This window comes from Pseudomonas sp. TNT2022 ID642 (genome assembly GCF_028656995.1).
In the GTDB taxonomy this organism is placed as follows: Bacteria; Pseudomonadota; Gammaproteobacteria; order Pseudomonadales; family Pseudomonadaceae; genus Aquipseudomonas.
This window is the reverse complement of record NZ_JAMDGW010000030.1, coordinates 56,230-76,481: the sequence shown is the minus strand read 5'-3', so window position 1 is coordinate 76,481 and position 20,252 is coordinate 56,230. Positions and strand designations below refer to the sequence as shown.

At 59.9% G+C, this 20,252-nt stretch carries 22 protein-coding genes; 10 read left to right on the top strand and 12 right to left on the bottom strand.

Annotation, left to right across the window (positions count from 1 at the left end):
- Window positions 1-201: 201 nt before the first annotated feature.
- Window positions 202-1,221 carry a branched-chain amino acid aminotransferase gene (locus M5G26_RS25010; RefSeq protein ID WP_008086978.1) on the top strand — a complete coding sequence of 340 codons (1,020 nt, stop codon included), beginning with the start codon at window positions 202-204 and terminating at the stop codon, window positions 1,219-1,221.
- A 271-nt stretch (window positions 1,222-1,492) separates the two neighbouring features.
- On the opposite strand, the gene M5G26_RS25005 is transcribed toward M5G26_RS25010, so the two are convergent.
- The 3 genes from M5G26_RS25005 to M5G26_RS24995 form a co-directional block, all read right to left on the bottom strand.
- Entirely contained in the window at window positions 1,493-2,317 is an 825-nt protein-coding gene (locus M5G26_RS25005) for a TIGR03915 family putative DNA repair protein (protein WP_273916753.1), read from the bottom strand.
- A complete protein-coding gene (locus M5G26_RS25000) occupies window positions 2,314-3,534 on the bottom strand; it encodes a putative DNA modification/repair radical SAM protein (RefSeq protein ID WP_007915071.1) in 1,221 nt (406 codons plus the stop codon). Before M5G26_RS25000 ends, M5G26_RS25005 begins: the two co-directional genes overlap by 4 nt.
- A gap of 147 nt (window positions 3,535-3,681) precedes the next feature.
- Window positions 3,682-4,440, bottom strand: a complete 759-nt coding sequence (locus M5G26_RS24995) for an ArsR/SmtB family transcription factor (RefSeq protein ID WP_273916752.1) — start codon at window positions 4,438-4,440, stop codon at window positions 3,682-3,684.
- Between the two features lie 79 nt (window positions 4,441-4,519).
- Here M5G26_RS24995 and M5G26_RS24990 point away from each other — a divergent pair, with 79 nt between their 5' ends.
- On the top strand, window positions 4,520-5,623 hold the full coding sequence (locus M5G26_RS24990) for a cytochrome P450 (protein ID WP_273916751.1): 1,104 nt from the start codon (window positions 4,520-4,522) through the stop codon (window positions 5,621-5,623).
- A 130-nt stretch (window positions 5,624-5,753) separates the two neighbouring features.
- On the opposite strand, the gene M5G26_RS24985 is transcribed toward M5G26_RS24990, so the two are convergent.
- Window positions 5,754-7,073 carry an Nramp family divalent metal transporter gene (locus M5G26_RS24985; protein ID WP_273916750.1) on the bottom strand — a complete coding sequence of 440 codons (1,320 nt, stop codon included), beginning with the start codon at window positions 7,071-7,073 and terminating at the stop codon, window positions 5,754-5,756.
- A 158-nt stretch (window positions 7,074-7,231) separates the two neighbouring features.
- Window positions 7,232-7,768, bottom strand: coding sequence for a chalcone isomerase family protein (locus M5G26_RS24980; RefSeq protein ID WP_102899285.1), 537 nt, complete (start codon window positions 7,766-7,768; stop codon window positions 7,232-7,234).
- Window positions 7,769-7,915: 147 nt separating this feature from the next.
- Here M5G26_RS24980 and M5G26_RS24975 point away from each other — a divergent pair, with 147 nt between their 5' ends.
- Window positions 7,916-8,689, top strand: a complete 774-nt coding sequence (locus tag M5G26_RS24975; RefSeq protein WP_273916749.1) for a hypothetical protein — start codon at window positions 7,916-7,918, stop codon at window positions 8,687-8,689.
- A gap of 84 nt (window positions 8,690-8,773) precedes the next feature.
- Window positions 8,774-9,331, top strand: coding sequence for a hypothetical protein (locus M5G26_RS24970; protein WP_150693983.1), 558 nt, complete (start codon window positions 8,774-8,776; stop codon window positions 9,329-9,331).
- Here M5G26_RS24970 and M5G26_RS24965 read toward each other — a convergent pair.
- The 4 genes from M5G26_RS24965 to M5G26_RS24950 all read right to left on the bottom strand — a co-directional run bounded on the left by M5G26_RS24965 (window position 9,321) and on the right by M5G26_RS24950 (window position 13,216).
- The gene (locus tag M5G26_RS24965; protein ID WP_273916748.1) at window positions 9,321-10,037 is read right to left on the bottom strand and encodes an alpha/beta hydrolase; all 717 of its coding nucleotides are present in this window, start codon (window positions 10,035-10,037) and stop codon (window positions 9,321-9,323) included. The genes M5G26_RS24970 and M5G26_RS24965 overlap by 11 nt on opposite strands.
- A 320-nt stretch (window positions 10,038-10,357) precedes the next feature.
- On the bottom strand, window positions 10,358-11,470 hold the full coding sequence (locus tag M5G26_RS24960) for a succinylglutamate desuccinylase/aspartoacylase family protein (RefSeq protein ID WP_273916747.1): 1,113 nt from the start codon (window positions 11,468-11,470) through the stop codon (window positions 10,358-10,360).
- Window positions 11,471-11,657: 187 nt separating this feature from the next.
- Entirely contained in the window at window positions 11,658-12,437 is a 780-nt protein-coding gene (locus M5G26_RS24955) for an ABC transporter substrate-binding protein (RefSeq protein ID WP_273916746.1), read from the bottom strand.
- Window positions 12,438-12,787: 350 nt separating this feature from the next.
- Window positions 12,788-13,216, bottom strand: coding sequence for a rhodanese-like domain-containing protein (locus M5G26_RS24950; protein ID WP_273916745.1), 429 nt, complete (start codon window positions 13,214-13,216; stop codon window positions 12,788-12,790).
- A gap of 101 nt (window positions 13,217-13,317) precedes the next feature.
- Here M5G26_RS24950 and ftrA point away from each other — a divergent pair, with 101 nt between their 5' ends.
- The 4 genes from ftrA (at window position 13,318) to M5G26_RS24930 (ending at window position 15,859) form a co-directional block, all read left to right on the top strand.
- The gene (gene ftrA, locus M5G26_RS24945) at window positions 13,318-14,292 is read left to right on the top strand and encodes a transcriptional regulator FtrA (RefSeq protein ID WP_273916744.1); all 975 of its coding nucleotides are present in this window, start codon (window positions 13,318-13,320) and stop codon (window positions 14,290-14,292) included.
- 350 nt (window positions 14,293-14,642) lie between these two features.
- Window positions 14,643-15,023: a DUF6124 family protein gene (locus M5G26_RS24940; RefSeq protein ID WP_034156145.1), complete on the top strand. Its 381-nt coding sequence runs from the start codon at window positions 14,643-14,645 to the stop codon at window positions 15,021-15,023.
- A gap of 2 nt (window positions 15,024-15,025) precedes the next feature.
- Window positions 15,026-15,295: a hypothetical protein gene (locus M5G26_RS24935; RefSeq protein WP_273916743.1), complete on the top strand. Its 270-nt coding sequence runs from the start codon at window positions 15,026-15,028 to the stop codon at window positions 15,293-15,295.
- 228 nt (window positions 15,296-15,523) lie between these two features.
- Window positions 15,524-15,859 carry a hypothetical protein gene (locus M5G26_RS24930; protein ID WP_273916742.1) on the top strand — a complete coding sequence of 112 codons (336 nt, stop codon included), beginning with the start codon at window positions 15,524-15,526 and terminating at the stop codon, window positions 15,857-15,859.
- A 59-nt stretch (window positions 15,860-15,918) separates the two neighbouring features.
- Here the strand turns inward: M5G26_RS24930 and M5G26_RS24925 are convergent, their stop codons facing one another.
- Window positions 15,919-16,257, bottom strand: coding sequence for an FKBP-type peptidyl-prolyl cis-trans isomerase (locus M5G26_RS24925; protein WP_095048010.1), 339 nt, complete (start codon window positions 16,255-16,257; stop codon window positions 15,919-15,921).
- Window positions 16,258-16,420: 163 nt separating this feature from the next.
- Here M5G26_RS24925 and M5G26_RS24920 point away from each other — a divergent pair, with 163 nt between their 5' ends.
- A complete protein-coding gene (locus M5G26_RS24920; RefSeq protein WP_273916741.1) occupies window positions 16,421-17,497 on the top strand; it encodes a sensor domain-containing diguanylate cyclase in 1,077 nt (358 codons plus the stop codon).
- 5 nt (window positions 17,498-17,502) lie between these two features.
- Here the strand turns inward: M5G26_RS24920 and M5G26_RS24915 are convergent, their stop codons facing one another.
- Entirely contained in the window at window positions 17,503-17,967 is a 465-nt protein-coding gene (locus M5G26_RS24915; protein WP_273916740.1) for a hypothetical protein, read from the bottom strand.
- A 101-nt stretch (window positions 17,968-18,068) separates the two neighbouring features.
- On the bottom strand, window positions 18,069-18,374 hold the full coding sequence (locus tag M5G26_RS24910) for an RcnB family protein (RefSeq protein WP_034156152.1): 306 nt from the start codon (window positions 18,372-18,374) through the stop codon (window positions 18,069-18,071).
- Window positions 18,375-18,950: 576 nt separating this feature from the next.
- Between M5G26_RS24910 and M5G26_RS24905 the strand changes: the two genes are divergently transcribed.
- Window positions 18,951-20,243, top strand: a complete 1,293-nt coding sequence (locus tag M5G26_RS24905; RefSeq protein ID WP_273916739.1) for an MFS transporter — start codon at window positions 18,951-18,953, stop codon at window positions 20,241-20,243.
- Window positions 20,244-20,252 lie beyond the last annotated feature (9 nt).

Genomic DNA, 20,252 nt, shown 5'->3' with positions numbered 1-20,252 from the left:
ACGCTCTGCGTCCCAAAAGCCGAACGCGGAGCGTCCGATGAGGCATTCCCACGCAGAGCGTAGGAACGATCAAGCGTGGGAACGATCAGTGGAGCGAATTCCGGCTGCGAAACCGCTCAAGAATGAAGTATTGTTGTGCCCATCCAAAAAACGTCAGAAGCCTTGAACCGTTTCGGCGGTTGTTCAGTGATAGAGGGTGTCATGGGTAACGAAAGCATCAATTGGGACAAGCTGGGTTTTGATTACATCAAGACCGACAAACGCTATCTGTCGTACTTTCGCGATGGCGAGTGGGACAAAGGCACCCTGACCGAAGATAACGTGCTGCACATCAGCGAAGGCTCGACTGCCCTTCACTATGGCCAGCAGTGCTTCGAAGGCATGAAGGCCTATCGTTGCAAGGACGGCTCGATCAACCTGTTCCGCCCGGACCAGAACGCCCTGCGTATGCAACGCAGCTGCGCGCGTCTGCTGATGCCGACGGTCGACACCGAGCAGTTCATCGAAGCGTGCAAAGCCGTGGTTCGCGCCAACGAGCGCTTCATTCCGCCATACGGCACCGGCGGCGCGCTGTACCTGCGTCCGTTCGTGATCGGCGTGGGTGACAACATCGGCGTGCGCACTGCACCCGAGTTCATCTTCTCGATTTTCTGCATTCCGGTCGGTGCTTACTTCAAGGGCGGCCTGACCCCGCACAACTTCCAGATCTCCAGCTACGACCGCGCTGCCCCACAAGGCACCGGCGCAGCCAAGGTCGGAGGCAACTACGCGGCCAGCCTGATGCCGGGCTCGAAAGCCAAGAAAGCCAACTTCGCCGACGCGATCTACCTCGATCCGATGACCCACACCAAAATCGAAGAAGTCGGCTCGGCCAACTTCTTCGGGATCACCCACGACAACAAGTTCATCACGCCGAACTCGCCGTCGGTCCTGCCAGGCATCACCCGCCTGTCGCTGATCGAACTGGCAAAATCGCGTCTGGGCCTGGAAGTGGTTGAAGGCGACGTGCTGATCGACAAGCTGTCGGACTTCAAGGAAGCCGGCGCTTGCGGTACGGCTGCGGTGATCACCCCGATCGGTGGTATCAGCTACAACGATCATCTGCATGTGTTCCATAGCGAGACCGAAGTGGGTCCTGTGACCCAGAAGCTCTACAAAGAGCTGACTGGCGTGCAGACCGGCGACATCGAAGCGCCAGCGGGCTGGATCGTCAAGGTTTGATCTGACGGCGATTGATGTAGAAAAGCCCTCCACCGAGTGATTGGTGGGGGGCTTTTTTGATTGTGGTTGCTAGTTTTTTTTGTGTAAGGCTGGAGATCCTTTCCCCCTCACCCCAGCCCTCTCCCCCCAGGGGGGCGAGGGGGAAAGGGAGCCGATCTCGGTTGTTCTCAAGACTGAAGTTCGACTCGAGCTTTCAGGTCGATGGATCAAGTCCAAACACCTCGGTCAGTCCCCTCTCCCTCCGGGAGAGGGCTGGGGTGAGGGTATGCTTTTAGCTCTTCAAGGCAATCCGTTTACCTGCACGATCAGCAATCCCACTCGCCTGCCCATTCTGCTGCTTCCCCATCCGCGCCTGCGTAATCAACCCTGGAATCAACTCCCCCTCCGGCAAGTTCTTCCAGAACCGCGCCGGCAAATGCCCCTGCATGACCTTCTCGTTCAACCGCGCCGGATTGAAGATGTGGCTGTAATAAGTCAGCCACAGATCACCGTGAGGATCGTCAACGTTCTGCGCCAACTGCTGCCATTCCAGCGGGCATTGACGCTGATGGATCAATTGCTCGCCATCGTAATAAACCCCATCACGCGGCGTGGCAATCAACCAGCGATGGCGGCCCATTCGCCCGATGAAATGTTCACTGGCGCTCTGCAGAATGTCATGGGCCGGTTCGTGCCACGCCACATACTGCGGACCCGCGCTGGAGGACGGGCGTTCGATGAAACGTACAAACGCATGCAGGTGATGGGCTTCCCGATGCACTTGTTTGATCCGTCGCTGCAATTCGCTACCGAGTTTGTCCCCGGCCATCATCGCCGTGCGATCGCCATGGCTGACGCGCCACAACACTTCATACAACAGGCTCCAGCGTTGATCGCCGCGATAGCGCGAAGCTTGCTCCAGCGTGTCGAGCAACGCTCGCGGAATGCGCGCCTGAAACGGCCCCTGCCCCTCAGGTACCGGCTCATCATTGGCGAACAAATCCCCCACACCTTCCGACGCCCAACTCACCAGACTCGGATCGACTTCATGGCTCAGCAGCCAGCGCGCCTGCTGGCGCCAAGTGTCGAAGAGATCATCGCAATCAAGATTGATCATCCCCACAGCCCCATCTGCTGTGGCATCGGCCGGTCGCGCAATTGCTGATAGAGCAAGTGGCTGGTGACTTCAGCCTGCTGCGGATGGTAGTCGCTGGTGATGATGAACGGCTTGGCCTTGGCCAGCACGCAGCGCATGCGCGCGACGTCTTCGTAACGAATGCGCCGCTGGCGGCGCAGCTCCACCAGACGTTCGGTGGTGCGCAAACCGATGCCGGGAATACGCGCAATCAAGGAGGCTTCGGCGCGGTTCAGATCCAGCGGGAACACCTCGCGATTCTGCAACGCCCACGCCAGTTTCGGGTCGATGTCCAGCGCCAGATTGCCCGGCCCCTTGAGCAATTCATCAGCGCTGTAGCCGTAGCTGCGCAGGAGAAAATCGGCCTGATACAAACGGTGCTCGCGCATCAGTGGCGGCGCAGCGAGAGGCACGCTTTTCGGGCTGTCGGGGATCGGGCTGAAGGCCGAATAGTAGACCCGACGCAGACGGAAGTTGCCGTACAAGGCCTGGGCGCTGTGAAGGATGGTGCTGTCATCGGTGTCGTCGGCGCCGACAATCAACTGTGTGCTCTGCCCGGCCGGGGCGAACTTCGCCGAGCGCGGTTCGTTCAGAACAGTCTGCACGCCGGTGTAGATGGTGTTCATCGCCTGCTTGATCGACTTGATGTCCTTCTCCGGCGCCAGCACTTGCAGGCTGGCATCGGTCGGCAGTTCGATGTTGACGCTCAGGCGATCGGCATAGCGCCCTGCTTCTTCGATCAATGCCGGATCGGCTTCGGGAATGGTCTTGAGATGGATGTAGCCGCGAAACTCATGCTCTTCGCGCAGCAGCTTCGCCACCCGCACCAGTTGCTCCATGGTGTAGTCCGCCGAGCGAATGATCCCGGAGCTGAGGAACAGCCCGCTGACGCAGTTGCGCCGGTAGAAATCCATGGTCAGCGCCACGACTTCCTCGGGGGTGAAACGAGCACGCGGAACATCGCTGGAACGGCGGTTGACGCAGTACTGGCAATCGTAAAGGCAGAAGTTGGTCAGCAGAATCTTCAACAGCGACACGCAGCGCCCGTCCGGCGTGTAGCTGTGGCAAATGCCCATGCCATCGGTCGAGCCCAAGCCGCTCTTGCCCTCGGAGCTGCGCTTGGGCGCGCCGCTGCTCGCGCAGGAGGCGTCGTACTTGGCGGCGTCGGCGAGGATGCTCAGCTTGTCGATGATTTGCATGGCGCGGGCCCTTTACTGTTTGCATATACAGTATAGAGTCGTCTGCGGTGATACAAGGTGGCAGATGCGCCCCTCGTCGGTCAGACGCTGAAAATCAAAAGATCGCAGCCTTCGGCAGCTCCTACATGGATTGGGTAGGGTCGAGATTTATCGGGTGTACGCAACTCCTGTAGGAGCTGCCGAAGGCTGCGATCTTTTGATCTGCCCGTCTACCGGCCACTCAACACCAAACCGTGCACTGATCTCCTTGCGCCCCACCGCCGTCAACGCCAACGCCCGACTGTCCAGATCCTGAGTCACCCACTTGCGCTTCAGCGCCGTTTGCAACAACGCCGCGCCCAGCGAACCACCGAGATGCGGCCGGCGCATGCTCCAGTCCAGGCACGGACAGGCAAACTTGCGGCGCAGGCTAGTCAAATCCTGCACGTCGATGCCTAGCCCGAGAAACAACGCCTCCCCGCTTTCACTCAAGCGATACGCCTGCTCGTCGGTTGCCACCAACCAACCGCCCTCGAGCAAACGGTCATGCAGCAACACCGCCAGCGTCCCAGCCATGTGGTCATAGCAGGTGCGCGCGAATTGCAGGCGATCCGGCGTATGCGCCTTGAACGTCGGCGCAGCGTTCTGGCCAATCACCATCAACGCTTCCAGCGCCTGCGCCACGCGCTGATCGGCGAGGCTGTAATAACGATGGCGGCCCTGCACGTGCAGGCGCACCAGGGCCAGGTCCTTGAGTTTCGCCAAGTGCACACTGGCGGTCGAGGCGCTGACTTCGGCGATCGTCGCCAGCTCCGTGCTGGTGCGGGCGTGGCCGTCCATCAGCGAACAGAGGATTTTGGTTCGCGCCGGTTCGGCGATGGCGGCGGCCACCTGCGATACACCGATGTCTTGATGTTCTGCGTGCATAGTTCGCTCCCGGACGAATCATCGTCGTTGCGCAGTGGAGATAGTAGCAACACTTTCCCCGCCGACAAGGATGCAAACCATGAACCCGATCAGCGCCACAACGCATGCCGATCCCTATCCCTACTACGCCGAACTGCGCGCAGCCGGTGGACTGACGTTTCATCCGGATCTGAAACTGTGGGTCGCCAGCAGCGCCCGTGCGGTGTGTGCGGTGTTGGCCCACGCTGATTGCCGGGTGCGTCCGGCGCAGGAGCCCGTGCCCAAAGCGATTGCCGGCAGGATGGCCGGCAAAGTTTTTGGCCAGCTGATGCGGATGAATGACGGCGAACGCCAGCGCTGTCCGCGTTCGGCCATCGAGCCTGAGCTGGCAGCGCTGGACCTTGAGACGATCAATGCTTTGGTCGCCGCACGGCTGATCACAGCGGACGCCGACGGTGTGTACAAGGCAATGTTTCGTGGCCCGGTGTGCGTGGTCGCGGCGCTTTTGGGATTCACGCCGGCGCAGGCGGGGGCAGTCAGCGAGCTGACGGCTGACTTCGTCGCTTGCCTGTCGCCGTTGAGCAATGACCTGCAACTGGCCACAGCAGATGCGGCGGCCGAGCACCTGCGCGGCTACTTTATCGAACTGCTCGCCGAACCCGCCAACGACTTCCTCAGCGCGATCCAGCAGCGCTTTGCCGGCGATGCAGACACCCTGATCGCCAACCTGATCGGTCTTTGTTCGCAGACGTTCGAAGCCTGCGCCGGACTGATCGGCAACACGCTGTTGGCGCTACGTCGTCAGCCAGCACTGCGCGGCGAATCCATCGAAGCACTGCTCAACGAAGTCCAGCGCTTCGACCCGCCCGTGCAGAACACCCGGCGCTTCGTCGCCGCGTCCTGCGAGATTGCCGGTGTGCGTGTCGAGGCGGGCGATGTGATTCTGGTGCTGCTGGCTTCGGCCAATCGTGATCCGGCGCTTAACGAACGGCCGGAGGAATTTGTGCCACAGCGCGCCGACCGCCGCAGTTTCAGTTTTGGCAGTGGTCGGCATCAGTGTCCGGGGCAAGCGTTGGCGATGAGTATTGCCGGGGCGACGGTGAGGGAAATACTTGGGCGTGGCATCGATCTGAATCGCTTGAACTGGCACCACCGGCCTTCGCTCAATGGGCGCGTTCCAATATTTAGCGATGTCGGCGCCTGAAACTCCGCATTCGCGAGCAGGCTCGCTCCCACATTAGTTATCGGTTGATCACAATAGTGTGCACACCCGATAACCCTGTGGGAGCGAGCCTGCTCGCGAAGAGGCCAGCCCAATCACTGCAAAATATGGCTCAAACCGCCCACTGCAAAATCAACCAGCTGTTAGCGCCGCTGATCACCACAAACAACCCCCACGCCAACACCCGTGTCGGCCAGCGATTCACAAACGGCCCCATCAGCTGTTCGTCGTTGGTCATGCGAATCAATGGATACAAGGCAAACGGCAACTGCAGACTCAACACCACCTGACTCAGCACCAGCAATTTGCCGATCGCGTTATCGCCCATCAGCCACACGCCAATAAACGCCGGAATCAACGCCAGTCCGCGAGTGATCAAACGTCGCTGCCAGCACGGAATCCGCAGATTCAGGTACCCCTCCATGATCACCTGGCCGGCGATGGTGCCGGTAAACGTCGAACTCTGCCCCGATGCGAGCAAGGCCACCCCGAACAACACACTGGCCAACGCGCCGCCCACCAGCGGATCGAGCAAGTGGTAGGCATCCTGAATGTCCACTACATCGGTGTGCCCGGACTGGTGAAACGCCGCCGCAGCGAGAATCAGGATCGCCGCGTTGACCAGCAACGCCAGCGCCAGCGAACCGATGGTGTCGATGCGCGCCAGCTTCACCGCGTCCTGCTTGCTCGCCAGATCCTTGCCGATCATCCGCGTCTGCACGATCGAGGTATGCAGATACAGGTTATGCGGCATCACCGTCGCACCGAGAATACCGATCGCCAAGTACAACGGCGCCGCTTCGCTGATCGCCGCCAGCGACGGTTTGAAACCCTGGGCGACGTCCGGCCAAAACGGTTTGATCAGCAGCAGCTCAACGAAGAAACACACGCCGATGGTCGCGACCAATACCAGCATGATCGCTTCCAGCCGGCGGAAACCACGGTTTTGCAGGGCCAGCACCAGCAAGGTGTCGAACGCCGTCAGGGCGATGCCGAAGGTCAACGAACAACCGAGCAGCAAGTGAAAGGCCAGCGCACAACCAAGCACTTCAGCCAGATCGGTGGCGATGATCGAGATTTCCGCCAACACCCACTGCAGGCGCGCGGTCGGTGTGCTGTAGCGCTCGCGGGACAGCTGCGCCAGGTCGCGCCCGGTGGCGATGCCCAGTCGCGAGCACAAGCACTGCACGACCATGCCCGCCAGACTTGCCAGCAACACCACAAACAACAGGCTGTAGCCAAAACGTGAACCGGCCTCGATGGCGGTGGCCCAGTTGCCCGGATCCATGTAGCCGATCGACACCAGCAAACCGGGACCGGCAAAACGCAGCACGCGTTTGAAGAACGACGCATTGGGATCAACCGCAACACTGCCAGCCACTTCCGGCGGACAAAACGGCGCGGTGGCTATTTTGGGCAAACTGAATTTCACGCACACATCCAGAAACAAGTCGGAAAGACGCAGCTTAGAGGTTTCCGCCTGAGCCTTGAAGCGTAAAAGATCGTCCGATCGCGGCCCGAGCCTTCGGCAGCTCCTACATTGGAATGCACTCTCCTGTAGGAGCTGCCGAAGGCTGCGATCTTTTGCTCTTATCGACTCCCCCCCAACAACTGCTCGCGCAACTCAGGATTGCGTGTGCGCGGATCCAGCCAGATATCAAAAAACGCCCGGGCAAACAGCGGGTCATCAATCTCATGCTGCAACTGCTGGCCGACAAAGAACCGCGCCCCCTGCCCCGGCAGATACACCCCGGTAATCCGCGTGCCGGCCTGCACATCGACAAACGATTGCTGCATCTGTACCTGCCAACCGGCCAATTGCGCCGGACTGACGCGAGTACCGGCCAGGCGTTTGATTTCATCGACGCTGGCCTTGACCAGATCGTCGCGGGAAATGTTGCGACGGTAGATCAACTCCAGCGCAAAGGGCTGGCCGTCGACCAAGGGCCGCGCGGCACTCCACAGGCGCGCGTTATAGACATCGAAACCGAACACGCTGAAATCACCAGTGCCGATGATTTGCGCGCCGGGCACCGCGTCCTGCCAATTGGCCCAGGTCGGCGTCAGCAACAGCGCCCACAAACCGATGCCGCAGCATCCACGCAACACCTTCGGTGTTCTATTCATCGCGGCATCGACTCCGGCAAGCCCTGATAATCAGAGCATAGCCGGATATCGTCGCCGGCACTTTGTATACAAAAACTGCGCACATAGGCAGCAATCGCCGATCGACAATGCTAACGTGGCGAACCTTCAACGGATGGAGACTCCTGCGTGCTGATCCTCAAACTGCTGCTGATTCCCGGTTTTCTGCTGCTGATTTCCCTGGCGGGCAAACGCTGGGGGCCGAGCGTGGCCGGGTGGCTGTCGGGGTTGCCGGTGGTGGTCGGGCCGATTCTGTTTTTCCTCGCCATCGAGCAGGGTCCGGCGTTTGCCGCGCAATCAGCGGTGGCGGCGTTATCGGCGATGTTCGCGATGATTGCGTTCTGCATCACCTACGCGCAGGTCGCGCAACGGGCGAACTGGCCGTTGGCGTTGGCCGCGTCGCTGTCGGTGTGGGCCGTGATCGCTGGGGTGTTGTCACTGATCCCTGCGTCGCTGCCGTTTTCCGTGGCGGCGGCGGCGATTGCGTTGCTGGCATCGCCGTACCTGTTTCCCACGGTGCAACCGGTGCTCAGCGGCACGGCGCCGAAGTCGGACAAACTGATCTGGCGGATGATCGCCGGCGCCGCGTTGACCCTGGTGGTGACGATGCTCGCCAGCACCGTCGGCGAGCGCTGGAGCGGTTTGCTCGCGGTGTTCCCGGTACTCGGCAGTGTGATGGCGGTGTTCTCGCAACAAACGCGCGGCCCGGCATTTACCGCCGCATTGTTACGGGCGACGGCGACCGGCATGTATTCGTTTTCGGCGTTTTGTCTGGTCTCGGCGCTGACCTTGCCAAGCATGGGCCTGAGCGGTTTTGCCGTCGGCGTTGCGGTGTCGGTGGCCATGCTTGGTGTGACCAAACGCCTGCTGGCCCGTCCGTTGGCGAAAGCGCAGGCGCAATAACCGCTCGGATGATTCGCGCTGGAACGCCCGCCCCCCTCCGTGGGATGATCGCCCGCCTCGCGCGACCATCCACCGGAGATTCACATGTCATTGTTGAGCAAAAAAACCGTCGTCCTGCTGGTGGCGGCCCTCGCCGGTTTCGGCGCCCTTCACGCGCAAGCGGCCAAGAAAAATGCCGGCACCGAGAAAGTCTCGATGCTCGAGGGCAAGTTTACTTTCGTGCTACCTAAAGGTTTCGTCGCCGACCCGCTGCCGACCAGCCCGAGCGGGACCACGGGCACGATGTACACCAACGAGGCCACAAAAACCGTGGTCATTACCGCTGAAAACAAGATTCCCGAAGGCCAGCACGTCAAGGACAACGACGGGCAGTTCCTCGACGGCAGCGTGTCGAGTTTCATCGAAGACCAACGCAAGGCCCTGCCGGACTTCAACAAACTCAGCGAGAAGAGCCTGACCCAGAAAGGCACCGGCCTTGGCTTGCGTCAGGTAGACAGCACCGCCACCCAGGGCGGCGGCCAGACCCTCAACACCACGCTGATGGCCGGCTCCGGCACGAAGATGGCGCTGGTGCAGGTGATCTCCCGTGCCAGCGACAAGAAGGGTCACGATGCCCTGGTGAAAACCATCCTCAAGGATTGAGCTGCTGCAACCAGCCGTTCAAGTCGCGCAGCTCGGCCGCACTGATACTGTGGCCGATGCCGGGGTAGGCATGGAACTGTGGTTTATAACCGAGTTTCTGTAACTGAGCGTTGGCCTCGGTGCCGTTCTTATACGGCACCGGATCATCGGCGGTGCCATGGCCGATAAAGATGTTCAGCGGCAACGGCTGTCGTTCGCTTTTGAGTTCAGCCTTCAACACTGGCAATAAACGCCCGCTCAATGCCGCAATCCCACCGACCGCCACTGGCGGCCTCAACCCCACTTCGTAGGTCATCATCGCGCCCTGGCTGAAGCCGATCAGGTACACCTTGTCCGGGGTGGTGTGATATTTCTTCGCCGCTTGCGCGATAAAGTCGCGCAGCTTCTGGCCACTGACCTTCAGATCATCGGTCTCGCCGTTGTAGGTGCCTTCGCCTTTCTTGCGAAACCACTGGAAACGCCCTTCACCGAGCGCCAACGGCGCCTGCACCGACAGGTAGTTGTACTGCGCCGGCAGCTGAAATTTCATGCCGATCAGATCGGCTTCGTTACTGCCGTAGCCGTGCAGGAAAATCACCAGCGGACGCGGTTCGGCATCGGCATGAACCAGTTCGAGGTACTTGAGCGGCAGATCGGATTGCAGCGTGGTTTGCGCCTGCACGGCGGTGGACGCCAGCAGGGTCAGCAGAGCAAAGACCTTCAACATAGAGCCTTCCTTCACGGAGTGTCGGGTTCGGGGGGGAGCCTAACATCCTGCGGCGAGGATCCAAATTCGGTGGTGCTGCTGATGCCGCCATCGCTGGCAAGCCAGCTCCCACAGGATTTGTGTGAACACAATGTTTGTGAACACGTTCAATCACTATGGGAGCTGGCTTGCCAGCGATGAGGCCAGTACCCCCAATGAAGGTTTATATATTGGTTTGCTGATGGCCCCTTCGCGAGCAGGCTCGCTCCCACAGGGGAATGCATGTCCAGGGTGGGAGCGAGCCTGCTCGCGAAAGGGCCCGCGAATCCGACGAAGATCCGTCAGTCGTTGGTCAACTTGCCCGTCCGAAACGCCACCCGCCCCGCCACTTTCGCCTGCCAGATCCCCGGCTCGGTATAGCGCCCGCGATCCAGCGCAAACAACACGCCACTGGTGCCGGCACGAACAGTGGTCACGCGATCCTGCAACGGATCCACCACCTCAAACAGCGCATCGCCCTTCTCCACCCACTCGCCAGCATTGCGCAGAAAACTCACCACGCCATGGTGCGGCGCGAACAGGTATTCGGTGCCCTCGAACGGCAGGCCTTCGCAGCACTCGCTCGGCGCCGCCGGCCATTCGCCGCTGATGAAACCCTGCTCCGCGAGGAAACCGAGAATCGCCTCACAATTGGCTTGAGCCTGATCAACCCGGGTGTCGCCCATGCTGCCCAGTTCCAGCGTGGTCGCCAGATTCGCCGCTGGAATCGCAGCATTCGGGAACGCCCGCGCCAGACGCAGCCACGGCGTCGAGCAGGATTCATCGAACGAGCTGCCGCCGGAATCTTCACACAGCAGCGCCACGCCGGCCTTCAAACGTGCCGCCAATGATTGCCACTGTGGCCAGTGCTGCGGCAGCGCGTACAAATGAATCGCCGCGTCGAAATCGCAATGCAGATCGAGGGTGATGTCGGCATCGCAGGCATGGCGCAGCAACAAACGATGCAAGGCTTCCAGTTGCGACGCCGGGGCCGGCAGGTCTTCGAACACTTGACCCATGGCTTGGCGGATCAGTGCAACGTTGGCCTCCGCATCAGCACCCAGACGCTCACCGATCAACGCCCCGACCGGCGCGCTGAGTTCGACGAAGGCGCGGTTGAAGTTCTTGCCACTACCCAATTCGAAGCGGCCCATGTGCGCACCTTGCAGGTGTTGATCGAGGCCGATCGGGTTGGCCACCGGCACCAGCTCGATCACGCCCTGCAAACGGCCCTGCTGTTCGAGTTCATTGAGGCGCTGCTTGAGTTCCCACGCAGTGCGCATGCCCGGCAGTTCATCGGCGTGCAGGCTGGCCTGGATGTACACCTTGCGGGTGCCCGCGCCGTAGCGAAACACGCTGAGCGAGCGTTCGCTGCCCAAGTGGCCCCAGGGCAGAACATGGTCGATGCGTTGCATGGGAAGACTCCGATGTTTCTGTAGGAGCTGCCGAAGGCTGCGATCTTTTGATCTTGTTTTTCACAAGCAAAGTCAAAAGATCGCAGCCTTCGGCAGCTCCTACATGGGAAATGTGTGAAACAGGATAAATCATGGGCGCAAAAAAAGTGGCCACCGCGCAAACGGGGCCACTTTTTTCTACGGCGTATTAATGGCCGTACACATCAAAGTCGAAGTACTTGTCCTGGACTTTCTTGTACTCGCCATTGGCGCGGATTTCGGTGATGGCTTTGTTGAATTGCTCGGCCAGCGCGGTATCGCCCTTGCGCACCGCAATGCCGGCGCCGCCGCCGAAGTACTTGGCGTCTTCGTAGGTCGGGCCAACGAATACAAAACCTTTGCCGGCGTCGGTTTTCAGGAAACCGTCGCTGAGGTTGACCGAGTCGGCCAGCATCGCGTCGATACGCCCGGAAACCATGTCGAGGTTGGCTTCCTGTTGCGAGCCGTAACGCACCAGGTCGATCCCGGCTGGCACCAGCACTTCGGTGGCGTAACGGTCATGGGTACTGGCACGCAGCACGCCGACTTTCTTGCCCTTGAGCTCGGTCAGCGGGTCTTTGACACCGGAGCCTTCCTTCATCACGAAGCGCGCCGGCGTGTGGTAGTACTTGATGGTGAAATCGACGTTTTTCTTGCGGTCATCGGTGATGGTCATCGACGACAGAATGGCGTCGATCTTCTTCACTTTCAGCGCCGGGATCAGGCCATCGAATTCCTGCTCGACCCAGGTGCATTTGACTTTCATCTGCGCGCACAGCGCATCGCCGATATCGACGTCGAAACCGGCGAGTTTGCCGTCAGGGGTTTTCATCGAGAATGGCGGGTAACCGGCTTCGATACCGATGCGGATCGGCTTGGCGTCTTCGGCCACAGCGGTCAGGGACAACATCGACAGTGCCAGGGCACCGAACATCACTAGCTTCTTCATTTATAACTCCTGTGTGCGGAGGCTTTTATTGGCAGCTTTCGATTCAGCGTTCGGTCATGGCCAATTGGCTACAAAAACCGAAGTGGCCGGCAGTCTATGGCGGCGCGCACAGGGTAAATTGTGTTTAAGCGACAAATACTTATGAAAGATCGGCGCACCGATTGACCGGGGTCAACGGGTGCGCCGTCATGGTGCAAAGGCTGTAGGACAAGAGCATTCTCAGCGCAGAAAAACGCTGATTTTCCTGTAGGAGCTGCCGCAGGCTGCGATCTTTTGATCTGGCTTTTAAACATCGAGATCAAAAGATCGTCCGAACGCGGCCCGAGCCTTCGGCAGCTCCTACAAGGGGATCAGCATTCGCAGCCGATTGCGGATTTGGCCGCAGGCGTCAGGCTCAGTTGAAAACCTTCATCGAGCCATCCGGTAACCCCGCCGATCATCTCTTTAACCGGATACCCCAGCGCCGCCAGTTTCACCGCCGCCTTGTTCGCGCCGTTGCAGTGCGGGCCGGCGCAATAGACCACAAACAGCGTGGTCTTCGGGTAGCTGGCCAGTTCCTCCGCTGTCAGCAACCGGTTCGGGATATTGATCGCGCCCGTCACATGTCCGCGCTCAAAGGCCAACGGCCCGCGCACGTCGACCAGGACAAAATCAATCTCGCCAGCCTCCTGGCTACTGAAGACGTCGGAACAATCGGTTTCAAAGGTCAGACGATTGCTGAAGTGCATCAGGGCGATCGCCGACGGCGCCGCAGGGATATCGCGAACCAGGCTGGTCATGGGTGTTGCTCCTTTATCTGAACGGGTGTGAGCAGACTTTATCGAGCGGCCGCTTGCGGCTACAGTGGCGCACAAGACACTCACCGGGAATTTTCCGCCAAATGCCGACATCACCAGGTTTGGTCGCGATTCTGGCCTACGACGGCCTCTGCACATTCGAGTTCGGCATCGCCGTGGAGGTCTTCGGCCTGACCCGGCCGGAGTTCGATTTCCCGTGGTACACCCACGCCATTGCGTCGGTCGATAAAGGGCCGATGCGTGCCTTGGGTGGGATTCAGGTATTGGCCGATGGCGGCCTGGAATTGTTGGCCGAGGCGCGCACCATCATCATTCCCGGCTGGCGCGACCGCAACGCGGCGGTGCCGGATGAACTGCTCGATGCATTGCGTCAGGCCCATGCCCGGGGTGCGCGATTGCTGTCGATCTGCTCCGGTGTATTTGTGCTGGCGGCCACCGGCCTGCTCGACGGCCACGGCGCCACAACCCATTGGCGTTACACGGCGGAACTGGCGCAGCGCTTCCCGGCGATTGCCGTCGATGCCGATGTGCTTTACGTCGATTCCGGTCAGTTGATCACTTCGGCCGGCAGCGCTGCCGGGATCGATGCCTGCCTGCATCTGGTGGCGCGGGACTTCGGCACGCAGGTTGCCAACTCGGTGGCGCGGCGCCTGGTGATGTCGCCGCAGCGTACTGGCGGTCAGGCGCAGTTCATTCCGACCCCGGTCAGCCCGACGCCGCGCAACGACCTGTCACGGGTGATGCAGTGGGCGCGCGAGCGTTTGCATGAGCCTTTGGAAGTGCGTGATCTGGCCAGCGAAGCGGCGATGAGTGAGCGCACGTTTCTGCGGCGGTTTACCGAGGCCAGTGGGCAGTCGCCGAAGGCGTGGTTGCAGCACGAACGGTTGGCGCGGGCGCGGGAGTTGCTGGAGAGCACGCCGGACAACACCGAGCAGATTGCCGAGCGTTGTGGTTATCGGTCGGTGGAGAGTTTTCGTGTGGCGTTTCGCGGGGTGGTGGGTGTGCCGCCGTCGGTGTATCGGGAGCGGTTTGGGCGGGGCGCGAGGGTTGAATCCTGAGGCGCCCAGTCAAACGCAGCATCATTTAGACATCAGCCACAAGGCTACAGCGCCTTGCGCCTTTGCCTACAACTACGCCAGAATCCGCCGGCTTGTGCGGCTTGGGGGCTGCCGGTAACTTGGATCGCGTCACTGAATGTTCAGTGATCGGGTTTAGTCGCTCGGTGTCATCTCTAGCTAGCAAGCTGTTATTCAGTCTGGCATTTCCATGCCTGCACTCAATGGCGGCTATGCGCAGGGCGCTTTCGAGCGCGCCGGTTTAGCTAGGGGTCCGGTCGACTAACCTGCGTATAGCTGTCACCCAATGTTTAGTCGCAAACGGTGTCAGCCTCATTGAGGTTTCCTAGCATATGTTCAAAATAACGCCGAATCCGCCCGAAACAGAAGCGGAAGTCGATCCAAATCCAACGTCCCCCTACTCCACACCGGGCTCCAGAAAACTCCACGAAGCCGCCGAACGCGCCCTCGACCACTACCTGAAACCCACACCGCCTTCACCACCGCGCAGACCCAGCACCATGTTCCTCGTCGACCCCAACACCGGCGCCGAAGACCTCATGGCCCACGCCTGCGAATCCATGGCCTCGGCCAGCATCATGCTCAGCGACTTCGCCGCCCTGCTCGACTCGCCCTACCGCAACACCGTGCTCGGCATCCAGCAAGTGGTCATGCTCGGCGAACTCGCGGTCAACCGCGCCCTCGACAAAATCGACCCCGCCCTGAGGCAATAAACATGTCCAACAAAACAGATGCACAGGTCGTCGCGGCACTGGTGGCCATGGGTTTCAACGAACGGGACGGCCGCTGGGCACAGAACGCCTGCCTGGTGCTGTTCGAAAGCGAACGCGAAACCATCGTCGCCTCCGCCGTCACCGCCCTTCCCCAGCTCGATGAACTGGAAATCGACGCCGTGCTACCCGCACTGCGCCGCGTGACCCGCCGGTTCCCCTCACTGCAAAAAACCGTGGCCGACACACTGGCCGAAATGGCACACGCAGCCTGATTGACCGCGTGATCGCTCTTCGCGAGCAGGCTCGCTCCCACAGTTGTTCGCGGTGACTCGCGGAATTCGAGTACACCGCCGACCCAATGTGGGAGCGAGCCTGCTCGCGAAAGCGTTCTTTCTGCTGACGAGTATCTGAAAGCCAAAACCCAGGAAGGCTTAAGCCATGAAGGAACATCCCCTCCGATTCCAAAGCTTCTCTTGTGTCTGGGATGCACTGGAAGACACATGAGCCTCATCTACCAAAACCCATCGATAAACCACGATCAGGCCATCCGCCTACTTTCCAGCGGCATAGTTGCAAACGTAATCGCCGCACTCGTATCCATTGGCCTGAATGAAACCGATAGAAACTGGGCTCAGGACATCTGCCTGAAACACCTCACCAGCAAAACCGAAACAATTGTGGCCGCTGCGGCTACTGCACTCGGGCACATCGCTCGCCGACATGGCGAAGTGGATACAGAAACTGTTTTTTTGGCACTTGAGTCAGCTAGGCGAACGCACCCTTCACTGCAAGGAATCATCGAAGACGCGCTTGACGATATAGACGTATTCACCTGATCCACCCTGACGGTATTTGGATGAAGTAACGGACTTCATCCAAATCGACGCCCTCCACCTCAATCCTCCCGCGTCAGCACTTCCAACAACTCAATCTCAAACACCAGATTCGAATTCGGCGGGATCTTGCCCATCGTCCGTTCGCCGTACCCCAAATGCGCCGGCACCAGCAATTTGCGCTTGCCCCCCACCTGCATCCCCATCAAGCCCTGATCCCAACCCTTGATCACCCGCCCGGTGCCAATCACGCACTGGAAAGGTTTGCCTCGGCTGTAGGAAGAATCGAACTCGCTGCCGTCTTCCAGCCATCCGGTGTATTGGGTGGTGATCAGCGCACCTTTGACGGCGGCTTTGCCTTCGCCGGCCTGAAGATCGATTACCTGCAGTTCATCATTCATAACATTCACTCTATTGTTCAGCCGGCCGCCGTTTTCCCAGAAATGCCGGGGATTGGCAACCTGCCAGCGCAGATCAACATGGTATCCGAACCGAGTATTGAAGCATTAACATAGCCAACCGCCACTACTCCACGGATCGAACCGCCATGCTGGCAGCGCCCGAATGACTCTGTTCTGGATCAGCCTTGCCGTGGGCGCGATCTTGCTCGCCATCATCGCTCTGCTGCTATGGCGCGAACGCGATTTGCGCCGGCAGCTCGCGCAGTATCGGGATCTGCTGAGACGGGCCGCCGATGGCCAACACATTCAGCAGGACGGCGACGTCGAGCGCTTTAAACGCAGCCAGTACTTTGCGCGCATCGGCACTTGGGATTGGGAAGTCGACACGGATCGGCTGTACTGGTCGGATGCGATCTACGGCATGTTCGGGTTCAAGATCGGTGAAATCACCCCGTCCTATGCGCTGTTCTGTTCCTGCGTCCATCCGGACGACCGCACCAAGGTGCGCGAAGGTGAACTGCGTTGCCTGGAGACCGGCGAAAACCATGATGAGGAATACCGCGTGGTCTGGCCCGACGGCACCATTCGTTGGTTACGGGAAACCGGCAACGTGGTGCGCAACGACCACGACGCGGTGGTGAAAATGATGGGTGTGGTGCGCGACATCACCGAAGAAAAAGCCTCGGCCAGCTACCTGCAACACCTCGCCCACTTCGATCCGCTGACCGGCCTGCCCAACCGCCTGGTGCTGGAACAACGCTTGTCCGAAGCGCTGGATCAAGCCCGCCAGACCGAGACCCGCGTCGCACTGGTGTTCGTCGACCTCAACGGTTTCAAAACCATCAACGACCGCTACGGCCATGCCGCCGGCGACCGCGTGCTGATCACCATGGCCACGCGGCTGAAACGCATCCTGCGCGCTACCGATACCGTCGCGCGCATTGGCGGCGATGAGTTCGTGGTGATCCTGCAAGGCCTGGCGCCGAGCCTGAGTTTGCAGGACGAAGCCCGCAGCATCTGCCAGAAAATCTTCATCGAACTGTCGCCACCGATCAGCATCGGCAACGACCAGCGCCACATCGGTACCAGCCTTGGGGTGGCGGTGTTTCCGGACCATGCGACGGCCATGGATCGCTTGCTGCACATTGCCGATTTGGCGATGTATGAGGCCAAGCGCAGTGGCAATAATCAGTATCGGTTGGGGGGTGGGCAGGTGATGAATCAGGTTCGGGTCGAGTAGCTCGATCAGTCCGCAGGCAGGCCAAACGGAACGCCATTGAAGGTATGCGTGCAGCAACGGCAATGAGGCTTCATCTCTTCGACACTCAGCTGCGGATTGACGATTTGCAGCTGCTTTTGCTCATCGACGAAGAGGCCGTTGAAGTAGGCCGACTCGCCCAGTCGCACAATGTCCTTGCGATCGTCTTCGTGGATGGCAACCATCCAGAAAACCGGTTCTGGCCGATCAAGGCGAGATACCGCTTCGCTGAAAATCTCATCCCAATGACCGCCGACGCGGGATAACAGAAAACGAAACAACGGCGTGTAGTCGTAGCCTTGGTGTTTGATGCCATGCATCGAGCCGCGCGTGGCCTCGCTGCGGCTTTGCGCTTTGGTGTTTCGTTGATCCCGGTAGTGCCCGCCGGGGTTGTTGCGCCAGACATTGTGGGCGGTGGTGTTTTCTTTGCGGTACAGCGGTTTCTTTTCCAACCTGTTGCTCCTGACTTGCCTTCACTCGAAACGCCCCACGGGTTTTACCCGAACGGCGCTCGATTGCAATCAACCGTCCATGGCTGATTGTTGCCGGAGGTTTAACGCGGGACCGGTTTCATCTCGACAATGGTGCCGTTGGTGATCATCACCATGACGTACTGGTCATTGATCTGTACCCATTGCGCCTGATCAACAGGTTTTTTCAGGCCCTTGGTTTTCCAGTCGATGGCTTTTTCACTGCGCTGATAAATATCCGGGGCGCGGTCGTTGACCTTCAGTTCGCGGTCGCTGACCGGGGATTGCACGGCCTGTTCATTTGAGGTTTGCGCCGCTTGAACAAGTGGGCTGATCCCGGCAATGCCGGCGACAAGGGCCAGGCTGGCGATTAGGGTTTTGCTGTTCATCGGTGAAGCTCCTGAATTGGGTAGTACCTCAACTCCGACTGCGTGGGGCGGGAATCATTCCTTTTTTGCCGGGGGTGGGCGCTAGAGGTCATTGGAATGTGGTGTCCTGGAGACAAAAGCAAAATCAAGAGCCCCTCACCCTAGCCCTCTCCCGGAGGGAGAGGGGACTGACCGAGGTGTTTGGCAGAAGTGCGCCGACGTGCGATACCGAGTCGAATGCACGTTTCAAAACCAACCGAAATCGGCTCCCTCTCCCTCGGGAGAGGGCTGGGGTGAGGGGTAGCCACCCCACCAAACCAAAGCCATGCGCCCGCTTTTAACCACTCATTACAATGAGCGCCAGCTCGAGTGCTCTTGATCTTTTCTCACCGGCGACGTCGCCGTTAGGCGAAACCTTAAGCAGCCGTTAGCGCAGCAATGGATTTGTACCCAAAAAAACATTGATCCGCTCTGCACATCAATCCATGCCAACAATGCAATTAACATCCAGTTACACCTGCGCCACCATCCACCTCAATAAAAACCGTGCGCCGCCCTCCCGTCGCGCACGTCATAAAAGCGGTGGAGTACTTTTCTATGACAGCCTCAATCCCACACAACGGCTCGCGGGCCGGCGCCATTTTCCGGGTGACCTCGGGCAACTTCCTCGAACAGTTCGACTTCTTCCTGTTCGGCTTCTACGCCACGCAGATCGCGGCGGTGTTCTTTCCGGCGAGCAGTGAGTTCGCTTCTCTGATGATGACCTTTGCCGTATTCGGCGCAGGCTTCTTGATGCGTCCACTGGGCGCCATCGTGCTCGGTGCGTACATCGATGATGTCGGTCGACGCAAAGGTTTGATCGTCACGCTGTCGATCATGGCCAGCGGCACGATATTGATTGTGCTGGTGCCCGGTTATGAAAGCATCGGCCTGTTTGCCCCCGCGCTGGTATTGATCGGGCGCTTGCTGCAAGGCTTCTCGGCCGGGGCGGAACTGGGCGGTGTGTCGGTGTATCTCGCCGAGATCGCCACACCGGGCCGCAAAGGTTTCTTCACCGCTTGGCAGTCGGCCAGTCAGCAAGTGGCGATCATTGTCGCCGCTGCTTTGGGCTACGCCTTGAACGCGTGGATGGCGCCGGAGGTGGTGGCCGATTGGGGCTGGCGGATTCCGTTTTTCGTCGGCTGCATGATCGTGCCGTTTATCTTTTTCCTGCGGCGTAACCTGGCGGAAACCGAAGAATTCGCCGCGCGCAAACACCGCCCGAGCATGGGCGAAGTGTTCCGCACCCTCGGCCAGAACTGGGGCGTGGTAGTCGGCGGCATGCTGATGGTCGCGCTGACCACCACCGCGTTTTACCTGATTACTGTGTACGCGCCGACCTTCGGCAAAACCGTGCTGCACCTGAGCACCTCCGACGCGTTGCTGGTGACCTTGCTGGTCGGTGTGTCGAACTTCTTCTGGCTGCCGATTGGCGGCCTGTTGTCCGACCGCATCGGCCGTCGTCCGGTGCTGATCGCCATGTCGCTGCTGGCCCTGGCCACCACCTATCCGGCGCTGTCGTACCTGGTGCAGGCGCCGAGCTTCAGCCACATGCTGCTGTCGCTGTTGTGGCTGTCGTTTATCTACGGCTTGTACAACGGCGCAATGATTCCAGCGCTCACCGAGATCATGCCGGTTGAAGTGCGGGTTGCCGGTTTCTCCCTCGCCTACAGCCTGGCCACCGCCATTTTCGGTGGTTTCACCCCGGCGATGTCGACCTTCCTGATCCAGTACACCGGCGACAAAGCCGCGCCGGGTTACTGGATGAGCATCGGTGCGCTATGTGCCTTGTGCGCCACTCTTTATCTGTACCGCCGTGCCGGTGGTCGTCTGCAACCTGTCGCGGCCTGAGGAAAACTC